General features: G+C 65.1%; 27 protein-coding genes and 1 pseudogene. 14 read left to right on the top strand and 14 right to left on the bottom strand.

Features of this window, described 5'->3' with window-relative positions; translation table 11 throughout:
* Window positions 1-66: 66 nt before the first annotated feature.
* The 6 genes and pseudogenes from I6F36_RS08560 to I6F36_RS08535 all read right to left on the bottom strand — a co-directional run bounded on the left by I6F36_RS08560 (window position 67) and on the right by I6F36_RS08535 (window position 4,707).
* Complete coding sequence (locus I6F36_RS08560) at window positions 67-861, bottom strand: transporter substrate-binding domain-containing protein (protein WP_036000770.1); 795 nt, start codon at window positions 859-861, stop codon at window positions 67-69.
* Window positions 862-882: 21 nt separating this feature from the next.
* Entirely contained in the window at window positions 883-1,641 is a 759-nt protein-coding gene (locus I6F36_RS08555) for an amino acid ABC transporter ATP-binding protein (protein WP_036000768.1), read from the bottom strand.
* Window position 1,642: 1 nt separating this feature from the next.
* Window positions 1,643-2,311 carry an amino acid ABC transporter permease gene (locus I6F36_RS08550; protein WP_036000865.1) on the bottom strand — a complete coding sequence of 223 codons (669 nt, stop codon included), beginning with the start codon at window positions 2,309-2,311 and terminating at the stop codon, window positions 1,643-1,645.
* A gap of 7 nt (window positions 2,312-2,318) precedes the next feature.
* Complete coding sequence (locus I6F36_RS08545) at window positions 2,319-3,002, bottom strand: amino acid ABC transporter permease (protein ID WP_225125704.1); 684 nt, start codon at window positions 3,000-3,002, stop codon at window positions 2,319-2,321.
* Between the two features lie 10 nt (window positions 3,003-3,012).
* Window positions 3,013-3,915 (bottom strand): annotated as a pseudogene (locus tag I6F36_RS08540) (NAD(P)-dependent oxidoreductase); the annotation flags it as partial.
* A 51-nt stretch (window positions 3,916-3,966) separates the two neighbouring features.
* Entirely contained in the window at window positions 3,967-4,707 is a 741-nt protein-coding gene (locus I6F36_RS08535; protein WP_036000760.1) for a FadR/GntR family transcriptional regulator, read from the bottom strand.
* Window positions 4,708-5,210: 503 nt separating this feature from the next.
* Between I6F36_RS08535 and I6F36_RS08530 the strand changes: the two genes are divergently transcribed.
* The gene (locus tag I6F36_RS08530) at window positions 5,211-5,987 is read left to right on the top strand and encodes a potassium channel family protein (RefSeq protein WP_036000861.1); all 777 of its coding nucleotides are present in this window, start codon (window positions 5,211-5,213) and stop codon (window positions 5,985-5,987) included.
* A gap of 176 nt (window positions 5,988-6,163) precedes the next feature.
* Here I6F36_RS08530 and I6F36_RS08525 read toward each other — a convergent pair whose 3' ends face one another.
* Window positions 6,164-6,934 carry an exodeoxyribonuclease III gene (locus I6F36_RS08525; protein ID WP_036000754.1) on the bottom strand — a complete coding sequence of 257 codons (771 nt, stop codon included), beginning with the start codon at window positions 6,932-6,934 and terminating at the stop codon, window positions 6,164-6,166.
* A 39-nt stretch (window positions 6,935-6,973) separates the two neighbouring features.
* Between I6F36_RS08525 and I6F36_RS08520 the strand changes: the two genes are divergently transcribed.
* The gene (locus I6F36_RS08520; RefSeq protein WP_036000751.1) at window positions 6,974-7,189 is read left to right on the top strand and encodes a cysteine rich repeat-containing protein; all 216 of its coding nucleotides are present in this window, start codon (window positions 6,974-6,976) and stop codon (window positions 7,187-7,189) included.
* An 11-nt stretch (window positions 7,190-7,200) separates the two neighbouring features.
* Here I6F36_RS08520 and alr read toward each other — a convergent pair whose 3' ends face one another.
* Both alr and I6F36_RS08510 read right to left on the bottom strand, forming a co-directional pair.
* Complete coding sequence (alr, locus tag I6F36_RS08515) at window positions 7,201-8,478, bottom strand: alanine racemase (RefSeq protein WP_225126012.1); 1,278 nt, start codon at window positions 8,476-8,478, stop codon at window positions 7,201-7,203.
* A 54-nt stretch (window positions 8,479-8,532) separates the two neighbouring features.
* Window positions 8,533-10,038: a replicative DNA helicase gene (locus I6F36_RS08510; RefSeq protein WP_036000744.1), complete on the bottom strand. Its 1,506-nt coding sequence runs from the start codon at window positions 10,036-10,038 to the stop codon at window positions 8,533-8,535.
* Between the two features lie 445 nt (window positions 10,039-10,483).
* Between I6F36_RS08510 and I6F36_RS08505 the strand changes: the two genes are divergently transcribed.
* Complete coding sequence (locus I6F36_RS08505) at window positions 10,484-10,795, top strand: hypothetical protein (RefSeq protein WP_225125702.1); 312 nt, start codon at window positions 10,484-10,486, stop codon at window positions 10,793-10,795.
* Window positions 10,796-10,804: 9 nt separating this feature from the next.
* Here the strand turns inward: I6F36_RS08505 and I6F36_RS08500 are convergent, their stop codons facing one another.
* Window positions 10,805-12,055, bottom strand: coding sequence for a cyclopropane-fatty-acyl-phospholipid synthase family protein (locus tag I6F36_RS08500; protein WP_225125701.1), 1,251 nt, complete (start codon window positions 12,053-12,055; stop codon window positions 10,805-10,807).
* A 273-nt stretch (window positions 12,056-12,328) separates the two neighbouring features.
* On the opposite strand from I6F36_RS08500, the gene I6F36_RS08495 reads away from it, so the two are divergent.
* The 3 genes from I6F36_RS08495 (at window position 12,329) to I6F36_RS08485 (ending at window position 14,364) form a co-directional block, all read left to right on the top strand.
* A complete protein-coding gene (locus I6F36_RS08495; RefSeq protein WP_225125700.1) occupies window positions 12,329-13,177 on the top strand; it encodes a hypothetical protein in 849 nt (282 codons plus the stop codon).
* 111 nt (window positions 13,178-13,288) lie between these two features.
* Entirely contained in the window at window positions 13,289-13,885 is a 597-nt protein-coding gene (locus I6F36_RS08490; RefSeq protein ID WP_225125699.1) for a TetR/AcrR family transcriptional regulator, read from the top strand.
* Between the two features lie 11 nt (window positions 13,886-13,896).
* Entirely contained in the window at window positions 13,897-14,364 is a 468-nt protein-coding gene (locus I6F36_RS08485) for a PaaI family thioesterase (protein WP_225125698.1), read from the top strand.
* A 75-nt stretch (window positions 14,365-14,439) separates the two neighbouring features.
* Here I6F36_RS08485 and rplI read toward each other — a convergent pair whose 3' ends face one another.
* From rplI to rpsF, 4 genes are all read right to left on the bottom strand, one after another.
* Window positions 14,440-15,039 carry a 50S ribosomal protein L9 gene (gene rplI / locus I6F36_RS08480; protein WP_036000730.1) on the bottom strand — a complete coding sequence of 200 codons (600 nt, stop codon included), beginning with the start codon at window positions 15,037-15,039 and terminating at the stop codon, window positions 14,440-14,442.
* Window positions 15,040-15,090: 51 nt separating this feature from the next.
* A complete protein-coding gene (locus tag I6F36_RS08475) occupies window positions 15,091-16,068 on the bottom strand; it encodes a DUF2232 domain-containing protein (RefSeq protein WP_057028958.1) in 978 nt (325 codons plus the stop codon).
* A gap of 134 nt (window positions 16,069-16,202) precedes the next feature.
* The gene (gene rpsR / locus I6F36_RS08470; RefSeq protein ID WP_007592020.1) at window positions 16,203-16,442 is read right to left on the bottom strand and encodes a 30S ribosomal protein S18; all 240 of its coding nucleotides are present in this window, start codon (window positions 16,440-16,442) and stop codon (window positions 16,203-16,205) included.
* 5 nt (window positions 16,443-16,447) lie between these two features.
* On the bottom strand, window positions 16,448-16,915 hold the full coding sequence (gene rpsF, locus I6F36_RS08465) for a 30S ribosomal protein S6 (protein ID WP_025035823.1): 468 nt from the start codon (window positions 16,913-16,915) through the stop codon (window positions 16,448-16,450).
* Window positions 16,916-17,263: 348 nt separating this feature from the next.
* Between rpsF and I6F36_RS08460 the strand changes: the two genes are divergently transcribed.
* From I6F36_RS08460 to I6F36_RS08425, 8 genes are all read left to right on the top strand, one after another.
* The gene (locus tag I6F36_RS08460; RefSeq protein ID WP_225171276.1) at window positions 17,264-17,968 is read left to right on the top strand and encodes a TetR/AcrR family transcriptional regulator C-terminal domain-containing protein; all 705 of its coding nucleotides are present in this window, start codon (window positions 17,264-17,266) and stop codon (window positions 17,966-17,968) included.
* Between the two features lie 3 nt (window positions 17,969-17,971).
* Complete coding sequence (locus tag I6F36_RS08455; RefSeq protein ID WP_225112262.1) at window positions 17,972-18,997, top strand: fatty acid desaturase family protein; 1,026 nt, start codon at window positions 17,972-17,974, stop codon at window positions 18,995-18,997.
* A gap of 188 nt (window positions 18,998-19,185) precedes the next feature.
* Window positions 19,186-20,145 (top strand): ACP S-malonyltransferase, encoded by a 960-nt coding sequence (fabD, locus tag I6F36_RS08450; RefSeq protein ID WP_109144010.1) that lies wholly within the window; start codon window positions 19,186-19,188, stop codon window positions 20,143-20,145.
* Between the two features lie 12 nt (window positions 20,146-20,157).
* A complete protein-coding gene (fabG, locus tag I6F36_RS08445; protein ID WP_225171275.1) occupies window positions 20,158-20,895 on the top strand; it encodes a 3-oxoacyl-[acyl-carrier-protein] reductase in 738 nt (245 codons plus the stop codon).
* Window positions 20,896-21,207: 312 nt separating this feature from the next.
* Window positions 21,208-21,447 (top strand): acyl carrier protein, encoded by a 240-nt coding sequence (locus I6F36_RS08440; RefSeq protein WP_008551805.1) that lies wholly within the window; start codon window positions 21,208-21,210, stop codon window positions 21,445-21,447.
* A gap of 108 nt (window positions 21,448-21,555) precedes the next feature.
* Window positions 21,556-22,821, top strand: coding sequence for a beta-ketoacyl-ACP synthase II (gene fabF, locus I6F36_RS08435; RefSeq protein ID WP_225171274.1), 1,266 nt, complete (start codon window positions 21,556-21,558; stop codon window positions 22,819-22,821).
* A 127-nt stretch (window positions 22,822-22,948) separates the two neighbouring features.
* The gene (gene mltG, locus I6F36_RS08430; protein WP_036000702.1) at window positions 22,949-24,232 is read left to right on the top strand and encodes an endolytic transglycosylase MltG; all 1,284 of its coding nucleotides are present in this window, start codon (window positions 22,949-22,951) and stop codon (window positions 24,230-24,232) included.
* Window positions 24,233-24,349: 117 nt separating this feature from the next.
* Entirely contained in the window at window positions 24,350-25,237 is an 888-nt protein-coding gene (locus I6F36_RS08425; protein WP_036022708.1) for a YicC/YloC family endoribonuclease, read from the top strand.

Below are 25,237 nucleotides of genomic sequence, written 5' to 3'. Positions count from 1 at the left end.
TCCTTCTTGATCTTTGCATTGATCGTGACAGCCGCGCGCGGCTGTCACGATGTCTTTCCCCGTGGTTCAGCTGCGCATGTCCGCCGGCAGATCGACGCCGTGGAATTTCTTGTAGATGGCGTTGAGCTTGCCGTTCTTGACGTTGTCGGTGATCCAGGCGTTGAGCTTGTCCATCAGCGGCTGCTCACCCTTCTTCAGGCCGATCGCGAGGTCGAAGGTCGCCAGTGGAATCCGGGACTCGAACACGCGCGAGGGATTCTTCACGCCGATCTGGTTGATGATTGTCGCGGACGAGCCGACGCAGTCGACCTGGCCCGACACCGCCGCCGTCACCATGGTGGCATCGTCGTCATAGCGCGCGATCTTGAGGTCCTTGTCCTTCATGTTGGACAAGGTCGTGTCCTGCGTGGTGCCGCGCGAGACGCCGATCGACTTGTCCTTCAGGTCCGGCCAGTCCTTCACGGTCGACGATTTCAGGCAGCCGACGTCGGATTGCAGCGTCGCATAGCGCTTGGTGAAGTCGATCACCTTGGCACGCTCGGCCGTCACCGACAGGGTCGAGATGATGATGTCGGCCTTGCCGGTCAGGACGTTCGGGATGCGGGTCGCACCGGTGGTCTGGATGAATTCCAGCTCGAGGCCCCAATCCTTGGCGAGCATCTGCGCCACTTCGACATCGGAGCCCGTCGGCTTCATGGTGGAATCCATCATGCCCGAGGGCGGGATGGCGAGGTCGGTCGATATGCGGATCTTCTTCGCCTTCATGATGTCGTCGAGCAGATCGGCCGACGCGGGCGTTGCCGCCATCATGATGAGGCCGCACAACGCGGCGGCAGTCCCCAGCACCATTCTGTTGGTCATTCCTTGGTTCTCCTCTCCCTGTTATGATTTTAGGTTCCCCGTCCCCACGAATTGCGTGAGTTCGGGCGTGGTCGGCGACGTCAGGATCGAGGCAGGTCCGGTCTCGTGGACCTTGCCGCGATGCATGAACACGATCCGGTCGGCGATGCCCTTGGCGAAGCCCATTTCGTGGGTAACCATCACCATGGTCATGCCGTCAGCCGCGAGCTGTTCGATCACCTTCAGCACTTCGCCAGTGAGTTCGGGATCGAGCGCGGAGGTGACCTCGTCGAACAGCATCACCTTCGGCTGCATGGCGAGCGAGCGGGCGATTGCGGCGCGCTGCTGCTGGCCGCCCGAGAGCTGCTCGGGATAGGCGTGCAGCTTTTCATCCAGCCCGACCTGCGCCAGAACTTTTCGTGCGAGATCCTTGGCCTGCGACGTCGCCATGCCCTTCACCGCGCAGGGCGCGAGCGTGATGTTCTGCTCGATGGTGAGGTGCGGAAACAGATTGTAGCTCTGGAACACGATGCCGACGTCCTGGCGTAGCGCACGCAAGTTCACGTCGGGACGGTCGACGCGATGCCCGCAGACCACGATCTGGCCGCCGTCGACCTTCTCGAAGCGGTCGATGCAGCGCAGCGCCGTGCTCTTGCCGGAGCCGGAGCGGCCGATCAGGGCGAGCACCTCGCCACGTGCAACGGCAAAGGAGACGCCGTCGAGCACGCGGAGCGCGCCAAAGCTCTTCTGCACGTTGTGGAGCGACACGATCGGTTCGGAGGAGGGGGCGTTTTGCTGCATGTCAGGTTGGCGCGAGGTTGGACCTGCCACGACCCATCTGCCGTTCCAGCCTCTGGCTGAACAGCGACAGGGGATAGCACATGGCGAAGTAGGTGACGGCGATGATGGCGTAGATGGCGAACGGTTCGAACAGCGAATTGTTGACGATCTGGCCCGAGCGCATCAGCTCGACGAAGCCGACCACGGACGCGAGCGAGGTGTTCTTGATGATCTGCACCATGAAGCCGACGGTCGGCGGCGTCGCGATGCGGATCGCCTGCGGCAGGATCACCTTGACCATGCGCTGGGTGCGGCTCAGCGCCAGGCCTTCGGCGGCTTCCCATTGCGGCTTCGGCACAGACTGGATGCAGCCGCGCCAGATCTCGCCGAGATAGGCCGCGACGTAGAGCGTCAGCGAGGCACCGGCCGCGACCAGCGGCGAGACCTTCAGGCCGATCGCGGCAAGACCGAAATAGCCGAGGAACAGGATGACGAGCAGCGGCGTGCCCTGGATCAACTGGACATAGATCGCACTGGCGAGCCGCACCGATTTCAGCGGCGAGATGCGCGCCAGCGCGATCACGAAGCCGACGATGCCGCCGCCGATCAGCGCGATCAGCGACAGACCAATGGTCCACAGCGCGCCCTGGCCGAGGAACATCAGGTGATTGATGTTGAGATGTCCGCCCATGGTCATCTCACAACGGCGTGCCGAGCCGGCGCCGGCGCGGAAACAGGAGGAGGCCGAGGCCCCAGAAGCCGGCACGCATCACCAGCGACAGGATGACGTAGAGCACGGCGACGATGATGTAGGTCTCGAACGCGCGATAGGTGTCCGACTGGATGTAGTTGGCGACCGCGGTGAGCTCCTCGGCCGAGATCTGCGAGCAGACCGAGGAGGCCAGCATCAGGAGCACGAACTGGCTCGTGAGCGCAGGATAGACCTTCTCGACCGCCGGCAGCAGGATGATGTGCCAGTAGATCTGGAAGCGCGACAGCGCCAGCCCCTCGGCGGCCTCGATCTGCCCGCGCGGGATCGCCTCGAAGCCGGCCCGCATGATCTCAGCGGTATAGGCGCCGACATTGATGGTCAGCGCCGCCACCGCCACCGTGAAGGCGGAGTATTTCAGGCCGAGGCTGGCGAGGCCGAAATAGACCAGGAAGATCTGCACAAGCAGCGGGGTGTTGCGGATGGTCTCGACATAGACTTTGCAGGCACCTGCAATGAGCGAATTGTGCGCGCCGCGCCCGACCGCCGCGAGCGTGCCGAGCAAAGCGCCTAGCACGGTCGCGAAGAATGCCAACTCAAGCGTGAGGACGGCGCCGGCCAGAAAGCTCGGCCAACGCTCCAGCACTGCGGGAAAGTCGAGTTGGAGGCTCATCGTTCCAGGGTCAGCCGGTGGTCTGGTTGGTCATGCGGTCATAGACGCGGAACAGCGCCTGATTGCCGTTGCTGCCTTCGCCATGGGCGCGCGCATCGACATATTGGCTGGTGACGAGCGCGGTGCCGGGCAGGGGCACGTTCAGGGCCTGTGCGTGCTCCTGCACCAGGCGAAGGTCTTTGAGCTGCAGATCGATCCGGAAGCCCGCGGAGACGTCGCCGGCGATCATCGCGGGGCCGAGCTTGTCGAGCATCCAGGAAGCGGCGGAGCCGCCGAGCAGCACCCGGCGCAGCAGGTTGAGATCGAGGCCCGAAGCGCGGCCGAGCGCGAGCGCCTCGCAGATCGCCTGGATGTTGATGCCGCAGATCAGCTGATTGCAGAGCTTGACGGTCTGGCCGGCGCCGGATGCGCCGACATGGGTGATGGTCGTGCCCATCGCGCGGAAGAACGGCTCGGCCTTGGCGAACGTGTCCGCATCGCCGCCGGCCATGATCGAGAGCGCGGCGTTCCTGGCGCCCACCGGCCCGCCGGAGACCGGCGCGTCGATGAAGCCGACGCCTGTCTTCTGCAGGTCCGAATGGATGCGGCGGACGGCGACCGGCGAGATCGTGCTCATGTCGACGATCAGCTTGCCCGGCGGCGGGGAATTCAGCAGGCCCTGCTCGCCGTAGATCGTCGCCTCGACGTGCGGCGTGTCGGGCAGCATGGTGATGACGATATCGGTGCCTTGCGCGGCATCGGCAGGGCTTTTGGCACGCGTCGCGCCTTCCTTGACGCTGTCGGCCAGCGCGGCTTCGTTCAGATCGAAGACGCGGACCGCGTGGCCCGCCGCCTGCAGGTTGCGCACCATCTCCCGCCCCATCGTGCCGATGCCGATGAAGCCGACCTTGCCCTTGTCGTTCCGTCCCATGTCGTCAGTCCGTTTCTTGTTTAATTGGCGTCTTGATTGAAGGGCTGTGCGCGATCAGCCCGAGGCACTGGTCTTGTCGATGTCGCCGACGACGGCGCGTCTGCGGTATTCGTCGCCGATGGCGAAATGCTTGCGCAGCGTCGCATCCGCGCGCTCGGGATCGCGCGCAATGAGGGCTTCGAAGATGCGGCGGTGATCGTCGACAAGGTAGGTCTTCATCGACGGGAAGGCCTGCACCAGCTCGCGGCGGCTGCGATGCGAATGTGTCAACAGGCCCGCCATGGAGGCGTGCAGCACGCTCAGCGTCTCCGAATGTGAGGCGACGACGATCGCGCGGTGGAAGTCGAAATCCGCCATGCCGCCGGCATCGGCTTCGTCGATGGTCTCGCCGATCTTCGTCAGCGCGCGCTGCAGCCGTTCGAAATCGGCGATGTTGGCGCGCTCGCAGGCGAGCCGGATCGCCTGGCATTCGATCGCGACACGCGCCTGCATGACGTCCTCGAGCATGTCGGCCTGCTGGGCGAGGGCGAAGGTGAAGAAGTCGTTCAGCACCGAGACATCTGGCCGCGTCACGACGGTGCCGATGCGGTCGCGGATCTCGACGATCCCGAGGACGGTGAGGGCGCGCAGCGCCTCCCGGACGATTGGCCGGCTGACGCCGAGCAGGGTGGCGAGCTCGCGCTCCGAAATCAGGCGGTCGCCCGGCCTGAGCGAGCCGGTAAGCAGGCGCTCGCGCAGGAAGGCAAATACCTTCTCGAACCCCTTTTCGCCGTCGGCGGCTCGCTTGAACTCCATCCCCGTCTCTTGGTCTGATCGTGGTCAGACCAGTATGCTTACCAGGCCGCGGAGGTCAAGAGGCTTCCCTCCGAGTGATCAGCGGGGCGAACTCGATCGCGGGGCACCGCAATGATGAGGCTTCATGGCGCCGCCGTCGGCTCGCTTTGCATCTTCGTCTGACGGCTCAGCCTTGAACGTTCCGACCGGCTCTCCTCGCGTGCTCCTGATGTTCGACGGACGCAAGGAGCTCCAGTTGGCTCGCCAGAGCGAGATAGGCGTTGGAAACGCTCAGAAGCACATTGGCGAGGCGCTTCGCCGATGTGGCATCATTCGCGCGCGCTCGATATTGCTCCGCAAGCTTGCGACAATCGTCGGGTTTGAGCATTCAGCCCCCAAAGAGAGCTGAACACCGCGTCGCGGTCCGGGTTCCTAATCGCGAGGCCCACTCTAGCTATACAGAGCGTCGGTTGCGGCACACGCTCCGAGTTGCCATCATCCGTGCAAACCGCGATCATGGTGCAGTGACCCTCACGTCTCTCAAAAGCAACGTCCGACTCCTTTACGAGGGCGCAACGCCGGACGGCGTGCGCTTCCGTTATGCGCTGCTCATCTTCGATATCGTGACGGTGCTGTTCATTATTGCGACCTCGTTCCTGCCGCCCAGTGACATCGTCGAGACGCTCGACGTCCTGTTCGGCGTTATTCTGCTGGCCGACTTCTCCGCCCGGCTCCTGGTCGATCGGCATCCGTTTCAAAAATTCACCCAGCTCGCGACCTGGGCTGACATGGTCGCGATCGTATCCTTCCTGGCGCCGCTTGCCGGCGAGGCGGGCGGTTTTCTCCGGATCCTGCGAACGCTGGGGCTGCTTCGCGACTACCAGATGCTGGTGAGGCTGCGCATCGATTCCCCGTTCTTTCGTCGCAACGAAGAGGTCATCTTCGCCGTCACGAACCTCGCCGTTTTCATCTTCGTCATGACCGGGATCGTGTACGAGACCCAGAAGTTTCGCAACGACGAGATCCGGAACTATGCCGATGCCCTGTATTTCACCGTCACGGCGCTGACGACGACCGGCTTCGGCGACATCACGCTGGCGGGTACGTTCGGTCGTCTGATCACCGTCGTGATCATGATTTTCGGCGTGACGCTGTTCTTCAATCTCGCCCGCGCGCTCCTCAGTCCCCACAAGGTGCGGTTTCCATGCCCGACGTGCGGGCTCCAGAGGCACGATGCCGACGCGGTGCATTGCAAGGCTTGCGGCACCGTCCTCAACATTCCCGATGAAGGGGCGATCTGAAGAGCCCTCGGCGCCACGTGGACGCCTTCGATGGTGACATCATGCCAGTGTTTTGCCCGACGGATCAACTTTGATTTCGGTTTACCCGTAAGTCATTGAGCGGACTGGGGCCAGCTACTGTGCATGGGGTTGTTTTTCAGGTTTTATCGGGCGGCCCGCTGCTGACTGCGTTTGGGTCACCGCAATACCACCCACGCCGGCGCGTGATCGCTGGCGCCGTCCTCGCCGCGGATCTTCTTGTCGACGCCGGCTTTGGCGAGGCGCGGGGCGAGGGCAGGGCTGAGCAGGAGATGGTCGAGCCGCAGGCCCGCATCGCGCGGCCAGCGGTTCCGCTTGTAGTCCCAGAACGTGTAGATGCGCTCGTCCGGATGCAGCTCGCGGATCGCGTCGCACCAGCCTTGCTCGACCAGCGCGGCAAAGGCTGCGCGGCTCTTCGGCTGGATCAGCGCATCCTTGTCCCATGAGCGCGTCGGATAGATGTCGATCTCGGTGGGCGCAACATTGTAGTCGCCGGCGAGCACCACCGGCAGGTCCTGCTTGATGAAGGTGTTGGCGTGGCGCCGCAGCCGCGCGAACCAGTCGAGCTTGTAGTCGAATTTCGGTCCCGGCTGCGGATTGCCGTTGGGCAGATAAATGCTGGTGACGATGACGCCACGCACGGCGGCCTCGATGTAGCGCGCTTCGAGATCGGCAGGCTTTCCCGGCAAACGGTCGCGCGTCAGCACGGGCTCGGCATTGCGGGCGAGGATGGCGACGCCGTTCCAGGTCTTTTGTCCACGCCACACCGCGCCATAGCCGGCCCTTTCGATGGCGGCTGCCGGAAATTCGCCATCACTTGCCTTCAACTCCTGGAGCGCGACGACATCGGGCCTCGCCATTCGCAGCCATGCCAACAGATTGGGCAGGCGGCGGTTGATGTTGTTGATGTTGAATGTCGCGATCTTCATCTAGAGCTACCGGCTCTGCCTTTCGTCCCCGGAGATACAATGTCCAAGTTGAGCTTTGCCGCTACCGCCTTCATCGTCGCGTTCTCCGGGGCCACGGCACAGTCAGCCGAAACGCGCGGCGCGTGCAAGGCGGACTACGACAAATTCTGCGCCGGCATCGCGCCGGGCGGCGGCATCGTCGCCTGCCTCAACGCCAAGCGCGACCAGCTCACCGCCACCTGCAAGACGGCGCTGGACAGCCGGAAGAAGAAGTAGGTGCGGGTGGTTTAACTCGGCAGCGGCGGCAACGCCGACGGCTGTTCGATCGACGGTGGGGAAGGCGGCTGCCCGGCGTTCGAGACGGGCTCCGGCTTCGTCAGCGGCTCCTCGACATTGCCACCCTTGTAGACGCGGGCATAGCGGCGGCCGAGGCTGGTCAGCACCTCATAGCCGATCGTGCCGAAATGGTGCGCGAGCTCGTCGACGGTGATGCCTTCGCCGAGCAGCGTCACCATGTGGCCGCGCCGCACCGCGTTCGGCGGCAGATCGGTGATGTCGATCGCGATCAGGTCCATGGAGATGCGGCCCGCGACAGGGCAGCGCTTGCCCGCCACGATGACATCGGCGCCGCGGGTGCCGTCATTGGAGCTGGCGGCGCGGAAATAGCCGTCGGCATAGCCGACCGCGATGATCGCCAGTTTCGTCGGCCGCCGCGCGGTCCAGGTGCCGCCATAGCCGACGGTCTCGCCGCGCTCGATGCTGCGGATCTGCACGATGCGCGCCTTGAGGTCGACGACCTGCTGCATGGGATTGTCGGCCTCCGGCGTCGGGTTGACGCCGTAGAGCGCAGCTCCCGGGCGCACCAGGTCGAACTGGAAGGGCGCGCCGAGGAAGATGCCGGAGGAGTTGGCGAGCGCCGCCGGCACGCCTGTGAACTCACTGGCGATGCTGCGGAAGGTCGCGAGCTGTCTGGCATTGATCGGGCTGTTGAGCTGCTCGGCCGAGACCAGATGGCTCATCACCAGCGTGATGCCGTGATCGCCGGCGTTGATGCGGGGGATGATGGCCTGCGCCTCCGACAGCGTCAGCCCGAGCCGGTTCATGCCGGTGTCGATGTGAACAGCGGCGCCCCCGTTCCAGCCGGTGCGGCGGCAGAACACGTCCCATTCGGCGAGCTCGTTGAGATCGCCGATCACCGGACGGCAATTGATCTTGGCGTAGTGCTCGCCGGTGTTCTGGAAATAGCCGCCGAGCACGTAGATCGTGGGCTCCGGAACGGCGGCGCGCACCTTGCGCGCTTCCTCGATGGTGGCGACGAAGAAGGTCTTGCAACCGGCCTTGCTCAGGGCGCGCGACACCTGCTCGGCGCCGCAGCCATAGGCGTCGGCCTTGATCACCGCCGAACATTCGGCCGGCACCGCGGTCTTCTCGAGCTTGCGCCAATTGGCGATGATCGCATCGAGATCGACGGTCAGCACGCCGCCGAAGGCGGCGAGCGCGGCAGCCTGGTTGGCCTCCGGGGAGAGTGGGCCGGATTGCGGGATTGATTTCGGGGCGGACGCCATTGTCATGGCGTCGTTTTACGCAAGAGACCGGCCCCGTTCAACCCGGGGAACAATCTAGTAGTCGCTGCGGTCCGGCAGCTGGCCGTCATGCGCGAGGTCGCCGAAGCGCGTGACCGAGGCATCGAAGTGCAGCTCGACGGTGCCGGTCGGACCGTGGCGCTGCTTGCCGATGATGACTTCGGCGCGCCCCACGGTACGTTCCATGTCGGCCTGCCATTTGGCATGCTCTTCGGTGCCGGGGCGCGGCTCCTTCATGGCGAGGTAATATTCCTCGCGGAACACGAACAGCACGACGTCGGCGTCCTGCTCGATCGAGCCGGATTCGCGCAAGTCCGACAGCTGCGGCCGCTTGTCGTCGCGCGATTCCACCTGACGCGAGAGCTGCGACAGCGCGATCACGGGAACGTTGAGCTCCTTGGCCAGCGCCTTCAGGCTGGTCGTGATCTCCGTGATTTCCTGCACGCGACTGTCGCTGGCGCGCTTGCCCGAGCCCGAGAGCAGCTGGATGTAGTCGATCACCAGGAGATCGAGGCCCTTCTGGCGCTTGAGTCGGCGCGCGCGCGCCATCAGCTGCGCGATGGAGAGGCCGCCGGTGGCGTCGACGTAGAACGGCAGCGACTGCAGCTCGATCGAGACCTGCCGGATCTTCTCGAAATCGGCTTCCGTGATGCCGCCGCGGCGGATGTGGGAGGAGGGAATGCCGGTGCGCTCGGCCACGATACGCGTGGCGAGCTGGTCGGCCGACATTTCGCAGGAGAAGAAGCCGATCACGCCGCCATTGGCGGCCTTCATGGTGCCGTCGGCCTGAAGCTCCGGCACGTAGGCCTGCGCGACGTTGTAGGCGATGTTGGTCGCCAGCGACGTCTTGCCCATGCCGGGGCGTCCCGCGACGATGATGAGGTCGGAATGCTGCAGGCCGCCCATCTTGGTGTCGAGGTCGCGCAGGCCCGTCGAAATGCCCGACAGCTTGCCGTCGCGCTGGAATGCCTTGGCCGCGAGATCGACCGCGACCGTGAGCGCCTGCGAGAATTTCTGGAAGCCGCCGTCATAGCGGCCGGACTCGGCGAGCTCGTACAGCTTGCGCTCGGCGTCCTCGATCTGCGCCCGCGGTTGGAAGTCGACCGGGGCGTCATAGGCGACGTTGACCATGTCCTCGCCGATGCCGATCAGGTCGCGGCGCAACGACAGATCGTAGATGGTGCGGCCATAGTCCTGGGCGTTGATGATGGTGGTGGCTTCGGCCGCAAGCCGCGCCAGGTATTGTCCGATGGTCATGCCGCCGACATCGGTATCGGCCGGTAGGAACGTCTTCAGCGTGACCGGGGTGGCGATCTTGCCCATCCGGATCAGGCTGCCGGCGGTCTCGAAGATGGTCTGGTGCAGCGGCTCGAAGAAGTGCTTGGCCTCCAGGAAGTCGGAGACGCGGTAGAAGGCGTCGTTGTTGACCAGGATTGCGCCCAGAAGGCTCTGTTCCGCCTCGATATTGTGCGGTGCGCTCCGATAGGCGGGAGTTCCGGCATCGGGCGCGAGTTTGAGAACGTTCGAATCAGTCAGTGCCATGGTCGGACGTGCTTAGCAATTTTCTTGGGCGGATGCGGGGCCGGGATAAAGCGCCGCCGCAGGTCAAAGCGGAAGCAAAAGCTGACCGCTATCAACCGCTCAGTTAAAATGGTGGATGATTAGCAGTCGCAGCACGCGCCGCGCTTGACTGGATTTTGGCGGAACTCGCTCGGCGCAGAGGGCTGTGATCGCGCGGCGGAAAAATCCTGATACCCGTGAACCCTGGGGGCTGACGCGCAGACCTATCGAGAGGCGCGCGAAATGACGCACGCTGACCGATTCGGCTCGGCTTCAGACCAGCAGGAGGTAGACCAGCGCAACCAGAGCCGCCCCAACGCCGGTGACGATCAGGGCGTAGTCGGTGCGGAGGTCGTCCTGCACGTCGAATGAGGTTTGGGTCTCTTTGCTCATGGCGACGGTCTAAGCCAGGGCCGACCAGACTTCTGTGAAGCAGATCACATCTCCCCGGATTCTTTCGGGTGTCATGTCGGAACAGGCGGATGGGCAGGGGATTATCTCATTCCCCGCCAACAGGGATACGAGGCGAGCGATGCAGCCAGAACGGCAGCACCAGAACTGGCGAAGCGAGGCAGGCAGCCGGCTTTGGCTGTCGGGGCTGATCGCGGCTATGAAGCACGCGGAGCGGCCCGAGGTACGTCGCCAGCCGGTCGCCCCCGAAATCCTGCTGGAATTGCGGGCGCAATTGGCGTTAACGGCGTCTTTCCGGACGTCCGGGATTTCGACCCTGCGTCACTAGGATCCGGACCTATTCACCAGCCAGCTTGAGCTTCGGCATGGCCGCGCCCTCCCGGGCCCGCAGCCGGGCTTCTTCCTGCGGGATATAGTCGCGGGTCATCGGCACCACGCCCTGGCGACGGGTGATCTGGATCTGGAAGTTCATCATGGCTTGCTTGCGGAACGTCATCTCGCAGGCCGCGAGGTAAAATTCCCACATCAAGGCGAAGCGCTCGTCGTAGAGCTGCACGGCTTCCTCGCGCCGCGCCATGAACCGCTCGCGCCAGGCCTTCAGCGTCTCGGCGTAGTGCAGGCGCAGAATCTCGATGTCGCAGACCAGCAGGCCCGCGCGCTCGATCGCCGGCAGCACCTCCGAGAGCGCGGGAATGTAGCCGCCGGGGAAGATGTATTTGGCGATCCACGGATTGGTCGAATCCGGGCCCTGCGAACGGCCGATCGAATGCAGCAGCATGACGCCGTCTTCCTTCAGCAGCTCGGCGCAGCGCTGGAAGTAGGCGTCGTAGAACCTCGCCCCGACATGCTCGAACATGCCGACGGAGACGATGCGGTCGAACGTACCTTCGACGTCGCGATAATCCTGGAGCTGGAATCTGGCCGAGCCCGTCAGGCCCTTTTCGGCGGCGCGCGCATTGGCGACATCCAGCTGCTCGGTCGACAGCGTGATGCCGGTGACGTCGGCGCTCGCGATCTCGGCGAGATAGAGCCCGAGGCCACCCCAGCCGGAGCCGATGTCGAGCACGCGCTGGCCATTGCTGACGAGAAGCTTCGCCGCGATGTGCCGCTTCTTGGCAAGCTGCGCGTCGTCCAGCGACATCTCGGGCGTCTCGAAATAGGCGCAGCTATATTGCTTGTCGGCATCGAGAAACAGCGAATAGAGCCGGCCGTCGAGATCGTAATGATGAGCGACGTTTTGACGGGAGCGCGGGCGGGGATTGAACTGCTTGAGGTGCCGCGTCAGGTAGCGCAGGTGCCACCACGGCTTTGCCCACTGCGGCAATGGGTCGGGTTGATCGAGCAGGATCGCGAGGGCATCAGCTATGGTGCCGCGCTCGACCACGAACTCGCCGTTCATGTAGGCCTCGCCCAGCCCCAGCTCGGGATTGACGAGGACCCTCCGCTCGGAGTCCGCAGTGACGAAGCGGACTGCGACCGGCTCGCCGGAGCCGTCGCCGACGGTGAACTTCGACCCGCTCGCGCTGGTCACCGTCAACGACCCGCGGCGGATGAATTGGGACAGAAATCGACGCAACAAACGGTCCATCGGCAATCCTCTCGAGCGAACCCGAAAGATGCGACTACCCGGCCTTTATAACTGACGCCCAGGCGCCGCAGCGGTTCCTATGCGTTTGCATTCAAATCTAGCGAGCCGGTTCCGGCTGCGCTATTGCACTGTGTTCAAAGTAGATATTCGAAAACCGCTTAATCACATCCTTGCGCGCGGACTGCTTCCATTCGCGGCTCAATCGGTTAAAAGGTGACCGCCGCCGCGCCGGATGCCGGCTGCATTTGCGGAAATTCAACGGAGATGATGGGAATGTCGAGCCGAGCGCTCAGCCTCGCGACGGTGTTGCTTCTGATTGGCTTCGGTGCGGCTAATTCCGTTCTTGCGCAGGCGACGAACCTCGAGGCTGGCAAGACCCCGTCGCAGCTGTTCTCGCAGACCTGCAATGTCTGCCACAAGAGCCCGCGCGGGCTGCTGAAGTCCGTGTCGCCCGGCTCGCTGCCGGGATTCCTGCGCCAGCACTACACGACGAGTTCGGATATGGCGGGCGTCCTCTCCGCCTATCTGATCTCGAACGGTGCCACCGACACGCGCTATCAGGCCAAGGACGCCAAGAAGGACGGCGCCGCGCCTGAACAACAGGGTCGACGCCAGCGCGCGCAGGATGCCGCGAGGCCGGAGGGCGAGGGCGCTGCTCCTGCCGCCGAGGGTACGCGCCAGAAGCGTGCGGCTCGGCCGGCCGAGGAGGGTGCCAAGCCGGAGGGAGAGGCTGCGCCCGAGGCACGCAAAGGCAAGCGGCGCGCCAAGCCCGGCACGGAGGAAGCCCCGAAGGTCGATGCCGCGGCGCCGACGACCGACGACAAGAAGACCGAGCCGAAGCCGGAGCCCGTCAAGCCTGACAGCGCCAAGGTCGAGCCGCGCAGCGAGACGCCGGCGCTGCGGCCCGATCCGGTCCCGCAGGTGACGCCCGCCGCTCCAGCCGCCGCCAAGCCCGCTGAGCCGGCCGCGCCCAAGCCGGTGGAAGAGGCTGCTCCGAAACCTGCCGAGCCGGCCCCCGCGGCCAAGCCGCAGGAACAGGCGCCGCCCGCGACCGCTGCAGCCCCGCCGCCGCCGGCGCCGCCTGCGTCCTCCGGTCCGCCGGTGCCGCCGATCTCGCGCTAAGTCACCCGGATCTTTCGATCGACGATGCGAAGGCCGCGCCCATCCGCGGCCTTCGCATCGACTTGACCGCCATTAGAGTAGTGCTCTAGAGTATTGCTCTAGGAGGCGCCCATGGCGGCGAGCGTACGAGACGATCTGTTGGCGGCCGGCCTTGCCGTGTTCGACCGCGTCGGCTTCGAAGCCGCGACGGTGGCTGCGATCCGCACCCGCGCGCGGGCTTCCAACGGCAGCTTCTTCCACGTCTTCGGTTCGAAGAAAGAACTTGCCGGTGCGTTGTTTCTGGAGGTCTTGCGGCACTATCACGCCGCGATACTGGCCGCGCTCGATCCCGGCCCCGACGCCGAGCGGGGCATCGATCGCCTGATCCGGGCGCATCTCGACTGGGTCGTCACCAGCCGGCGCGAGGCGCGCTACCTCTTCGAGATCTCGCGCAGCGAGTGGGGCGAAGACGTGCGCGACGCCCAGCGGGCGCAGAATGCGCGGCTTGCCGAAGGCATTGAGCGCTGGCGCGCGCCGCTGGTGGCAAGCGGCGAACTTCTGCCGATGACGCCGGTGATGTTCGTCAGCCAGCTGATCGGTCCGGCGCAGATCTTCTGCCGCGCCTTCCTGTCGGGTCGCGAGCGAACCGATCCGCGCATCGAGGCGGACACGCTGATCGCCTGCGCCAATCGTGCGCTGAGGCCGTTCGATCGCATCAACAAGCAATAAGGGGAGATCGCATGCGGGCCGAAGCTGATCCGGAATTTGCGCCGATTGCCGAGCGCATCCACGCCAATATCGGCCGGCAGGGTTTCATGAACCTGGTCGGCGCCGAGCTCTCCGAATTGTCGCGCGGCACCTGCACCATCGCCGTGGAGCGCCGGCCGGAGCTGTTACAGCAGCACGGCTTCTTCCATGGCGGCGTCACCGCCTTCCTGGTCGACAACGCCACCACGATCGCAGCCGCCACGTCGCGCGGCCAGCCGGCGCTGACGGCGGAATACAAGCTCAATCTGTTGTCGCCCGCGGTCGGCGAGAAGCTGATCTGCCGCGCCCGGGTGATCAAGCCGGGCCGCCAGGTCGCGGTGGTCGCCGCCGACGTGTTCTGCGTCAGCGACGGCGTCGAGAAGCATACGGCCACCGCGCTGGCCTCGATCGCGATGCTGAGCGAGGACATCGCTGCCAAAACGAAAAGCCCGGCCGCGTGAGGCAGCCGGGCTTTGATCGGGATCGTCATCCGGGTCTGGTCTTGCGGACCGTCCCGGAATGACGAGTTGAGCTGCTTACTTCTCTTCCGCAGCCGGCGCCGGCGCGACCTCGTCGTGCTGGGCTTCCGGATCGAAGAACTCGCCGGCGGCGGCGATCGCCTCGGCGGCCGCATCGCGATCCTCATTGCGGGTCGAGATGTCCTCGCCGCGGTTGATGCGCTCGGCCTCGTCCTGGCTGCGGGCAACCGTGACGGTGATCTCGACCTCGACTTCGGGATGAACGGCAACGGTGATCGAGTGCTTGCCGATGGTCTTGATCGGCGCGTCGAGCTGGATCTGCGGACGGGCGAGCGAAACGCCGTCGGCTTCGAACGCGAGCACGATGTCACGCACGTTGACCGAGCCGAACAGCTGGCCGGCTTCCGAGGCCTGGCGGATCACGATGATGTTCTTGCCCTCGATCTTCTCGGCGACCTTGGACGCCTCGGCCTTCGAGGCGAGGTTGCGCGCTTCGAGCTCGGCCTTCATGCCGTCATACTTGGCCCGGTTGTCGGCGGTGGCGCGCAGCGCCTTGCCGCGCTTGAGCAGGAAATTGCGAGCGTAGCCGTCGCGAACCTTCACGACTTCGCCCATCTGGCCGAGCTTGTTGACGCGTTCCAGCAAAATGACTTCCATATTCGTTCTCCTTTTGAAGTGCTCTCGAAGGTTTCAGTTTCGGGGTTGAACTCAAGGTGTAGGCAGTGGCGGCGGCTGCCGGCTGCGCAGGAAGCGTTCGCGCAAGCCAAACAAGGCATCCGCAAGCCCAAGGATCACCATCGCGACCACGGGCCATCCGAACACGACCACGGCGGCGTAGGTCGAGCCGAGCCAGAACGTGCGGCCGTTCAGCGCGAGCGTCAGCGTATGCAATACGGCGAAACCGGCCAGCGCATAACTCATCATCAGCGCGGCGGTGGCGATCTGCGCCACGATGCCAAGCAGCCCCCCGGTGAAGCAGAAGGCGAGGGAGATGCACAGCACCACCAGCGTCATCTGCGGCAGCTCGGTGGTCTTGAGGTCCGGCCAGGGACGGCGCAGCCGGCCCGACGTCGCGGTCACCTTGGCGCTGAGCCAGAGGTTGAGAGTGAGCGTCATCGTCGCGGCAATCGTGGCGGCGGCGGGTGCGATGCGCACCAGCGCGTCGACGAACTGGCTGGCTTCGCCCGAAGTTTGCGGGTCGGTGGCGCGCAGGAGGCGCGTCAGGCCACGGCGCAACGTGCCGGTGATGGTCTCCGCGTCGGTCCCGAGAGTGAGCAAAGCGGCCATCGTGGTCAGCGTCGCGAAGCCTGCAATCCAGAGCAGGATGCGGCCGACCGGGTACCACTCGACCTCCGGCTCCGCGGAGGGCGCTGTGCCGGTGGCAGACGCGGCGCTTCCCACCTGACGTCCGAGCAGGACGAGATGGCCGAGCCACCACGCCGGCAACGCGACGGTGACGGCGAAGGCGATGCAGTAGGGCAGGCCGAACAGGGCGCCGAGGCCGATCGCGGCGGCGATGCCACCAATGCTCGCGCAAAGCGGGCCCCAGCCGATCGCGGCGACCATCAGGGGGAGCGGAGCGAGATAGAACAGGACGAGCGCGATCAGCGCCCCCGAGATGATCGAGGCGAACATCAGGGCCGACGCAGCGCCGGCGATCAGGGCTATCAGTCCAAAGGCCATCATCAGCTGTCCCGCTCCCTTCGAGCGGTTAGAGGCGTCGCTTGCCCCAACCATCGGCGACCGGACGACCCGGAAGCCTTATGAGTTCGAAAAGTCGCGACCGGCGGCGCTAGCGTCCGCCGGTCGAATTGGTCGTATCAGCGAATGACGTAGGGCAGGAGGCCCAGGAAGCGCGCGCGCTTGATGGCGCGGGCGAGCTCACGCTGCTTCTTCGCGGACACCGCGGTGATGCGGCTCGGCACGATCTTGCCGCGCTCGGAGACGTAACGCATCAGCAGCTTGGAGTCCTTGTAGTCGATCTTCGGAGCATTGGCGCCCGTGAACGGGCAGCTCTTGCGACGACGGAAAAACGGACGACGTGCACCAGCTTCAGCCATTGGTCTTACTCCCCATCCGTGGTTTCAGCTTCGTCGCGCGGACGGCGCGGACCGCGATCGCCGCGGAAACCGCCCTCGCGGTCGCCACGGAAGCCGCCTTCACGCTCGCCGCGGAAGCCGCCGCCGCGATCGTCACGCTCGCGATCACGATCGGCCTTGCGCATCATCGCGGACGGGCCTTCCTCGAGCTCCTCGACGCGGACGCTGAGATAGCGGATCACGTCCTCGCTGATGCGCTCCTGGCGCTCGATCTCGGCGATCGCCGCGGACGGCGCGTCGATGTTGAGCAGCACGAAGTGCGCCTTGCGGTTCTTGTTCATCCGGTAGGTGAGGGAGCGCACGCCCCAATTCTCGGTCTTGGTGATCTTGCCGCCGAGACCTTCGACGATACCGGTCATCTGCGCAGTCAGCTCTTCGACCTGCTGCGGGCTCGCGTCCTGACGCGCGAGAAAAACATGCTCGTAAAGAGGCATGGTCGTCCTTTCCTCATGTTGGCGCATCGCCCGGCGTCAAACCCTTAAGAGGCCTTCGGAAAGGACTCTGGGATCAAGCTCAGAAGGCGGAAACACGGGACGACGGGCCGACTGGCCCTGCCACACCAAAATCACGAATGATTTGCTGAGACCGTCCGTTCAGCTCCCGGCCGGGGTCTGCGGATGGGCGCCTTATACGGATTTTGGCCGGCTTTGCAAGGTGGAGGGGCATCTTCGAGCCGAGCCGGTCCGCCCTCCAACGGGAACAAGAACCCCATCCTCCATACCAAGATTTGGCTTGATCTGTTTGTTTGTATAACATACAAATAAATCAGCGAAGAGGATCCCATGGCAGAAGCGTCGGCCGATGCGCCGCTCGAAGCGGCAGGCGACCCCAAGCACACTGCGCGCGCGACGCGCTCGGCCGGCCGCAAGATGCGGTCACTGCTCCTGGATGCTGCGAGCCCGCTGTTTCGGGAGCGGGGGCTGTCAGGCACGTCGATTACCGACATCGCGGCCGCCGCGGACGCGTTCCCGAGCCAGATCACCTATTACTTCCGCACCAAGGAGGCGCTGTTTGTCGAATGCGCCTGCCGCGATCTGTTGTATCTGGCACGGGCCACCGAGCAGGCGGCGCTCAAGGCGCGCACGCCCGGGGAATACACCCACGCGCTGGCCGAGACCGTGACGGCGAGCGATTCGGTCGCCTTCTTCGCCGAGGCGCTGACGCTGACGCGGCGTCGCCAGGATCTCGCGCCGCTGGTGGAGCGCACCATCGAGCGCCTGCACAGCGAGGGTGCGCGCGCTTATGCGGGGCAGGTCGCGCGGCACGGCTGGCGCTCGCTGCGCGCGCCCGACGAAAGCTCGCGGCGGTTCTGGGCCGTCGCCATCGGCGTCATTCTCGAGGGCTACGCGATGGGCCGCTCGCCCGAGGCGCTCTGCGCCGAGATGCTGCGCGTGCTGGGCGAGCAGGCGAAATCCACTGAAGACACCGCCCGCCTGCGTCTCGTCGAGGTGCGCGAGGCATCCGACAATTCGAATGGAAAGGGTTAGGCCATGACCGCGCTTCGCATGCGTGCCCGCGATTTCCTGACCGACGATCAATTGGCCGAGGTGCGCCAGCGCGCGACGTGGAAAGGCGCTGCGCTGATCGCGCACGCCTGGACGCTGATCATTGCAGCCATCGCGCTGGTCGCGTGGTGGCCCAATCCGCTCACCTATATCTTCGCCGTCGCCATCATCGGCTCGCGCCAGCTCGGCCTTGCGATCCTGATGCATGACGGCGCACATGGTTGCCTGTCCGCCGACGAGAAAACCAACCTGACGCTGAGCCAGTGGTTCTGCGCCTATCCGCTGTTTGCGGAGACGCGCAGCTACCGGCGCTATCACCTTCAGCACCATGCGCGCACCCAGCAGGAGGACGACCCCGACCTCGTGCTGTCGGCGCCGTTTCCGATCACCAAGTTGAGCTATCGCCGCAAGTTCATCCGCGACGTCACCGGGCAGACCGGCTACCAGCAGCGCAAGGCGCAGTTGCTCAACGCGCTCGGGCCAAAGGACTGGTCATGGCGGCAGCGCGCAGCGCATTTCTGGGAGATGCTCGGCCCGCAATGTGTGGTCAACGGGATCATGTTTGCCGCGCTCGCCGCGGCCGGCGTGTGGTGGGCCTATCCGCTGCTCTGGCTGGTGCCGCTCTTGACGTGGATGATGGTCATCACCCGCATCCGCAATATCGCCGAGCACGCCGTCGTCCCCGATAGCAGCGACCCCTTGCGCAACACGCGCACGACGCATGCCAATTTTCTCGAGCGCCTGTTCATCGCGCCGTATTACGTGAACTATCACCTTGAGCATCATCTGTTGTTCTACGTGCCCTGCTACAATCTGCCGAAGGTGCACCGGCTGCTGAGTGCGAGCCGGTACGCCGATCGCATGGAAGTGCAGCCGAACTACGCTTCGGTGCTGCGGCTGGCCACGGCAAAGCCGAACCGCGAGGATCGGCCGGGGCAACTGGTGAACAGTGCGCGCCGAGCGCGGGCAGGAGCGGACGTCGATGCCAACCAGACCGCCGGCGGGTTTTGAGGGGCTTATTCCCCGTTGAATGCTGCTCCAAGTTCCCGTCTCGGCTTGACAGTGCGGCCCCGGACGGTGTCTACGGCCCCCTTTGGAGCATGATCCGGAACCATGGCCCAAGGAACCACGGCCTAAGGCCGGGCGTAAATCGGCTGCCGGTTCAGAACAGGGATCATGCCTGACAGCAGGGAGCGCCGATGACGGCTGCATTCACATTTCCTGGGCAGGGTTCCCAGGCTGTCGGCATGGGCAAGGCCCTGGCCGACGCCTTTCCGGTGGCGCGCGCCGTATTCGACGAGGTCGATGCCGCGCTCGGGGAGAAGCTGACGGCCATCATCTGGGAAGGTCCGGCCGAAACTCTCCAGCTCACCGAGAACGCCCAGCCGGCGCTGATGGCCGTGTCTATCGCGACCTTGCGCGTGCTCGAGGCCGAGGCTGGTTTTTCCGTGGGACGAGACGCGGCCTTCGTCGCCGGCCACTCGCTCGGTGAATATTCGGCGCTCGCGGCGGCCGGCAGCCTGACGGTTTCGGATACCGCGCGTCTGCTTCGCACCCGCGGTCTCGCAATGCAAAAGGCGGTCCCGGTCGGCGCCGGCGCGATGGCCGCGCTGCTCGGTCTCGACTACGAGGCCGCCATGGAGGTCGCGGGCGAGGCGGCGCAGGGGCAGGTCTGCCAGGCCGCCAACGACAATGGCGGCGGCCAGGTCGTCGTCTCCGGCGACAAGGCTGCGGTCGATCGCGCCGTCGAGATTGCCAAGGCCAAGGGCGCCAAGCGCGCGATGCTGCTGCCGGTGTCCGCCCCGTTCCATTGCAAGTTGATGCAGCCGGCTGCGGATGCCATGGCGGAGGCGCTGTCGAAGGTCACGATCAAGGCGCCGGCCGCCCCGCTGGTGTCGAACGTGCTGGCGAGCGCCATCACCGATCCCGACGAGATCCGCCGCCGCCTGGTCGAGCAGGTCACCGGCACGGTGCGCTGGCGCGAGTCGGTGGCTTACATGGCCGGGCAGGGCGTCACCCGCTTCTTCGAGATCGGCGCCGGCAAGGTGCTGACCGGTCTCGTCAAGCGTATCGCGGACGGTGCCGTCGGCATTGCGGTCGGCGGCCCGAACGATATTGCCGCCGCCAAGGATGCATTGGCCGCTGCGAAGCAGGCTTAAAGGAGTCCATCAATGTTCGATCTGACTGGCCGAAAGGCGCTCGTCACCGGCGCGACCGGCGGCATTGGCGGCGCGATCGCGCAGGCGCTGCACGCGCAGGGCGCCACCGTCGCCATTTCAGGGACGCGCAAGGAGGTGCTGGACGAGCTTGCCGGCAAGCTCGGCGAGCGCGCCCACGTGCTGCCCTGCAATCTCTCCAAGGCCGATGAGGTCGAGGCGCTGGTGCCCGCTGCGGAAGCGGCGATGGGCCAGGTCGACATTCTCATCGCCAATGCCGGCATCACGCGCGACAATCTCTTCGTGCAGCTTCGCGACGAGGACTGGGACGAGGTTATCAACGTCAATCTGACCGCGACCTTCCGCCTGGCGCGCGCCGCGACCAAGCTGATGATGCGCAAGCGCTTCGGCCGCATCGTCGCCATCACCTCGGTGGTCGGCGTCACCGGCAATCCCGGGCAGGGCAATTATACGGCGTCGAAAGCCGGCCTGATCGGCATGATCAAGACGTTAGGGGCCGAATACGCCAAGCGTGGCGTGACCGCGAACTGCATCGCGCCGGGCTTCATCAAGACGCCGATGACCGATGCGCTCAACGACAAGCAGCGCGAAACGATTCTCACCAAGGTTCCGGCCGCCCGCCTGGGGACGCCCGAGGACATCGCAGCGGCCGCCGTCTATCTGAGCTCGAACGAAGCAGCCTACGTCACCGGGCAGACCATCCACATCAACGGCGGCATGGCCATGATCTGACATCTCGTGCCGCGTCGCCTGTCACGGCGGTGCGGCATGCGGCAAACGGCCGTTTCCGGAGCGAAATGAGGCTTGTAGTCAAGGCAATTGAAGTATGATAACCGGACCTCCAACGGATGGGCAAAGAACGCCATTGCAGGTTTTTGAAACCCTGTATATTGGCGATGCGGAGCCTTTGGCCGTCGTTCGCCGGGGCCTCCATCGGTTAGGATGGGCCAAATCAAAGTTCGTAAGCGAAGGCAGTCAAACGACCACGACGGCTCGTATCGTCCCGGGGGGTCGGGTCTACAGGGAACAACACGAGGTTAAGCAATGAGTGACATTGGCGAGCGGGTTAAGAAGATCGTGGTCGAACACCTTGGTGTTGAACCCGAGAAGGTTGTCGACAACGCGAGCTTCATCGACGACCTCGGCGCCGACAGTCTGGATACCGTCGAGCTGGTGATGGCGTTCGAAGAGGAATTCGGTTGCGAGATTCCGGACGACGCTGCGGAAACGATTCTCACCGTCGGCGACGCTACGAAGTTTCTCGAGAAGAACGCGAAGAGCTAAGGCTCTTCAATTTCGCGGGGACAACATTGAAACCGGACGGGCCGCTTCGCAGCGGTCAGCCGGTTTCTTGTTATTGGCCGTGAATCTTTCGATGCGGAGTTTTCGGATATGAGGCGGGTTGTCGTCACGGGTCTCGGCATGGTCTCGCCACTCGGCTGTGGCGTCGAGCCGACCTGGAAGCGCATCCTCAACGGCGAAAGCGGTGCGCGCAGGATCGAGAGCTTCGATGTCTCCGATCTGCAGACCAAGATCGCCTGCACGGTCGTGCGCGGCGACGGCTCGAACGACAGCTTCAATCCGGACAAGTGGATGGAGCCGAAGGACCAGCGCAAGGTCGACGACTTCATCATCTTCGGCATGGCCGCGGCCGGTCAGGCGCTCGACGACGCCAACTGGCATCCCGAGACCGAAGAGGACAAATGCGCGACCGGCACCATGATCGGCTCCGGCATCGGCGGCCTCAACGGCATCGCCGATACCGCGATCCTGCTGAAGGAGCGCGGGCCGCGCCGGGTGTCGCCGTTCTTCATTCCCGGCCGCTTGATCAATCTCGCCTCCGGCTACGTCTCGATCGCGCACGGGCTGAAGGGGCCGAACCATTCGGTGGTCACGGCATGCTCGACCGGCGCGCATGCGGTTGGCGATGCCGCCCGCCTGATCGCGCTGGGCGATGCCGACGTGATGGTCGCGGGCGGCGCCGAGTCGCCGATCAGCCGCATCGGCATCGCCGGCTTCAACGCCGCGCGCGCGCTGTCGACCGGTTTCAACGAGACTCCCGAAAAGGCCTCGCGTCCCTACGATAAAGACCGCGACGGCTTCGTGATGGGCGAGGGCGCCGGCGTCCTCGTGCTGGAGGAGCTGGAGCACGCCAGGCGGCGCGGCGCGAAGATCTATGCCGAGGTGATCGGCTATGGTCTGTCGGGTGATGCCTATCATATCACGTCGCCGTCGCCCGACGGCGATGGCGGCTTCCGCAGCATGTCGGCCGCGCTCAAGCGTGCCGGGCTGACGCCGTCCGATCTCGATTACATCAACGCGCACGGGACCTCGACGCCGCTCGGCGACGAGATCGAGCTCGGCGCGGTCGAGCGTCTGCTCGGCAACGCCGCCTCCAAGGTCTCGATGTCCTCGACCAAGTCGTCGACCGGCCATCTGCTCGGCGCGGCCGGTGCGATCGAAGCGATTTTCGCGATTCTGGCGATTCGCGATAATGTCGTGCCGCCGACGATCAATCTCGACAATCCGTCGGTCGAGACCGCGATCGATCTCGTGCCGCACAAGTCGAAGCAGCGTGAGGTCAACGTCGCGTTGTCGAACTCTTTTGGTTTTGGCGGTACCAATGCGTCGGTGATCGTCCGGCGCCTAGTCAGTTAGTTTGTGTTTGAGACGAATCCACCGTTTTGCCGTATTCGGCGATAGTCATGGACGTGGGCGCGTGCGTTTTTGGCAGGGCAAGCGATTGTCGGGCCGCTATTGAACCGGCAGGATTCAGGTTGTTTCGATGAGTGAAAGGCCGCCCATTTCACCCCGGAGTCCGCGGGCCGCGCTCGAGCCCGAGCAACTTCCGCCGCCGCCCAAGCGGTCGGACCGCGCGCGCAATCCGTTCGTCGTCGTCGGCAACGCCATCATCACCCTTCTGCTGATCGCCATGCTCGGCGCCGGCGGCGTCTATTATTACGGCCGCCAGGTGCTCGAGGCGCCCGGACCGCTGAAGGAGGACAAGATCGTCAACATCCCGCAGCGTGCGGGCAAGCGCGACATCGCCGAGACGCTGAACCGGGAAGGCGTGACCGACGTCAATCCCTGGGTGTTCATCGCCAGCGTCGCCGCGTTGAAGGCGAGCTCGGACCTCAAGCCGGGTGAGTATTCCTTCCAGAAGAACGCCTCGCTGCGCGACGTCATCGGCACCATCGTCGAGGGCAAGGTGGTGCAGCACGCCGTGACGATTCCCGAAGGCCTGACCTCCGAGCAGATCGTGGCGCGGCTGTCCGACAACGACATCTTCACCGGCAGCGTGCGCGAGCTGCCGCGCGAAGGCACGCTGCTCCCGGAGACCTACAAATTCCCGCGCGGCACCCCGCGCGAGCAGGTGGTCCAGCGCATGCAGCAGGCGCACAAGCGTGTGCTGTCGGAGATCTGGGAGCGCCGCAATCAGGACATTCCAGTCAAGACGCCGGAGCAGCTGGTCACGCTGGCGTCCATCATCGAGAAGGAAACCGGCAAGGCGGACGAGCGCAGCCGCGTCGCCGCGGTGTTCGTCAACCGGCTGAAGCAGCGGATCAAGCTGCAGTCCGATCCGACCATCATCTACGGCCTCGTCGGCGGCAAGGGAACGCTGGGCCGGCCGATCAAACGCAGCGAGATCACGCAGCCCTCGCCCTACAACACCTATGTGATCGACGGCCTGCCGCCGGGCCCGATCTCCAATCCGGGCCGCGCCTCGCTCGAAGCTGCCGCCAACCCGGCCCGCACCCGCGACCTCTATTTCGTCGCCGACGGCACCGGCGGGCATGCCTTCACCGAAACCTACGACGCGCACCAGAAGAATGTCGCCAAGCTCCGCGCGATGGAGAAGCAGATCCAGAACGACACGGTCGAGCCGCCCGAGGACGCGCAGCCGCCGGCCGTTGCCGCGCCTGGCGCTGCCGACGCGCCGACCGCGGCCACGCCGGCACGGCCCAATCAGCAGAAGAGGCCGCCGGCAGCACGCCCGGCTGCTCCAGCCAATCCCCCACCGGCCCGGCAGGGCGCGGTGCAGGGCTCGCCGCCGGTGGTTCAGCGCTGAGCCTTGCGCACAGACCGGCTTGCGGACATTGCCGATTCCACTTTCCGGCAAAATAGTCTTAAGATTCGCGTGGCTTGATAGCCTCGCGAATCCCGTGTTCCTGGAGAATTTGAACTGATGGCGCTGTCGTCCATGACCGGCTTTGCGAGATGCCACGGCGCAAGCGGGCCGTATACGTTCGAATGGGAGTTGAAGTCGGTCAATGCCAAGGGCTTCGACTTGCGCGTGCGGCTGCCGCAGGGGTTTGACGAGCTCGAGGCCCATGCCAAGAAGCGCGCGGGCGAGCTGCTCTCGCGCGGCACCGTCTATGCCAATCTCACCGTCAAGCGCACCAATGCCGCCGCCACCGTCCGCATCAACGAGGACGTGCTCAACGCGGTGCTGAAGGCCGCCGCGCTGATCTCGGGGAAGGTCGACGCGGTGGCGCCGAGCATCGACGGCCTGCTCGCCATCAAGGGCGTCGTCGAGGTAGCCGAGCCCGAGGGCGACGAGGAGGAGGACAAGGCAGCGCGCACTGCTGCCGCCGAGGCCTTCGACAAGGCGCTCGACGAGCTCGTTGCGATGCGCAAGCGCGAGGGCACTTCGCTTGGGCAGATCCTGACCCAGCGCGTCGACGAGATCGAGCAGCTGGCGAAGAGAGCGGAGGCCGCGCCCGGCCGCAAGCCGGAGGCGATCAAGGCGAAGCTCGCTGAGCAGATCGCAGCGCTGCTCGACACCTCCGACCGTTTCGATTCCGATCGCCTGATGCAGGAGGCGATCCTGATCGCGACCAAGGCAGACATCCGCGAGGAGCTCGACCGCATCGCCTCCCACATTACGCAGGCGCGCGAGCTGATCGGCAAGGGCGGCCCGATCGGGCGCAAGCTGGATTTTCTTGCGCAGGAGTTTCACCGCGAGGTCAACACCTGCTGCTCGAAGTCGAACGACATCGAGTTGACCAACACGGGCCTCGCCATGAAGAACGTGGTCGAGCAGTTCCGCGAGCAGGTGCAGAATCTGGAGTGA

Source organism: Bradyrhizobium sp. BRP19, from assembly GCF_020194195.1.
GTDB lineage: Bacteria > Pseudomonadota > Alphaproteobacteria > Rhizobiales > Xanthobacteraceae > Bradyrhizobium > Bradyrhizobium yuanmingense.
This window is presented reverse-complemented; position numbering and strand designations above follow the sequence as displayed.

Bases quoted from the DNA above. Each gene is read 5' to 3' on its own strand.
- I6F36_RS08560 (WP_036000770.1), bottom strand. From the start codon at position 861: ATGACCAACAGAATGGTGCTGGGGACTGCCGCCGCGTTGTGCGGCCTC.
- I6F36_RS08555 (WP_036000768.1), bottom strand. From the start codon at position 1,641: ATGCAGCAAAACGCCCCCTCCTCCGAACCGATCGTGTCGCTCCACAAC.
- I6F36_RS08550 (WP_036000865.1), bottom strand. From the start codon at position 2,311: ATGGGCGGACATCTCAACATCAATCACCTGATGTTCCTCGGCCAGGGC.
- I6F36_RS08545 (WP_225125704.1), bottom strand. From the start codon at position 3,002: ATGAGCCTCCAACTCGACTTTCCCGCAGTGCTGGAGCGTTGGCCGAGC.
- I6F36_RS08535 (WP_036000760.1), bottom strand. From the start codon at position 4,707: ATGGAGTTCAAGCGAGCCGCCGACGGCGAAAAGGGGTTCGAGAAGGTA.
- I6F36_RS08525 (WP_036000754.1), bottom strand. From the start codon at position 6,934: ATGAAGATCGCGACATTCAACATCAACAACATCAACCGCCGCCTGCCC.
- I6F36_RS08520 (WP_036000751.1), top strand. From the start codon at position 6,974: ATGTCCAAGTTGAGCTTTGCCGCTACCGCCTTCATCGTCGCGTTCTCC.
- alr (WP_225126012.1), bottom strand. From the start codon at position 8,478: ATGGCGTCCGCCCCGAAATCAATCCCGCAATCCGGCCCACTCTCCCCG.
- I6F36_RS08510 (WP_036000744.1), bottom strand. From the start codon at position 10,038: ATGGCACTGACTGATTCGAACGTTCTCAAACTCGCGCCCGATGCCGGA.
- I6F36_RS08500 (WP_225125701.1), bottom strand. From the start codon at position 12,055: ATGGACCGTTTGTTGCGTCGATTTCTGTCCCAATTCATCCGCCGCGGG.
- I6F36_RS08495 (WP_225125700.1), top strand. From the start codon at position 12,329: ATGTCGAGCCGAGCGCTCAGCCTCGCGACGGTGTTGCTTCTGATTGGC.
- I6F36_RS08490 (WP_225125699.1), top strand. From the start codon at position 13,289: ATGGCGGCGAGCGTACGAGACGATCTGTTGGCGGCCGGCCTTGCCGTG.
- I6F36_RS08485 (WP_225125698.1), top strand. From the start codon at position 13,897: ATGCGGGCCGAAGCTGATCCGGAATTTGCGCCGATTGCCGAGCGCATC.
- rplI (WP_036000730.1), bottom strand. From the start codon at position 15,039: ATGGAAGTCATTTTGCTGGAACGCGTCAACAAGCTCGGCCAGATGGGC.
- I6F36_RS08475 (WP_057028958.1), bottom strand. From the start codon at position 16,068: ATGATGGCCTTTGGACTGATAGCCCTGATCGCCGGCGCTGCGTCGGCC.
- rpsR (WP_007592020.1), bottom strand. From the start codon at position 16,442: ATGGCTGAAGCTGGTGCACGTCGTCCGTTTTTCCGTCGTCGCAAGAGC.
- rpsF (WP_025035823.1), bottom strand. From the start codon at position 16,915: ATGCCTCTTTACGAGCATGTTTTTCTCGCGCGTCAGGACGCGAGCCCG.
- I6F36_RS08460 (WP_225171276.1), top strand. From the start codon at position 17,264: ATGGCAGAAGCGTCGGCCGATGCGCCGCTCGAAGCGGCAGGCGACCCC.
- I6F36_RS08455 (WP_225112262.1), top strand. From the start codon at position 17,972: ATGACCGCGCTTCGCATGCGTGCCCGCGATTTCCTGACCGACGATCAA.
- fabD (WP_109144010.1), top strand. From the start codon at position 19,186: ATGACGGCTGCATTCACATTTCCTGGGCAGGGTTCCCAGGCTGTCGGC.
- fabG (WP_225171275.1), top strand. From the start codon at position 20,158: ATGTTCGATCTGACTGGCCGAAAGGCGCTCGTCACCGGCGCGACCGGC.
- I6F36_RS08440 (WP_008551805.1), top strand. From the start codon at position 21,208: ATGAGTGACATTGGCGAGCGGGTTAAGAAGATCGTGGTCGAACACCTT.
- fabF (WP_225171274.1), top strand. From the start codon at position 21,556: ATGAGGCGGGTTGTCGTCACGGGTCTCGGCATGGTCTCGCCACTCGGC.
- mltG (WP_036000702.1), top strand. From the start codon at position 22,949: ATGAGTGAAAGGCCGCCCATTTCACCCCGGAGTCCGCGGGCCGCGCTC.
- I6F36_RS08425 (WP_036022708.1), top strand. From the start codon at position 24,350: ATGGCGCTGTCGTCCATGACCGGCTTTGCGAGATGCCACGGCGCAAGC.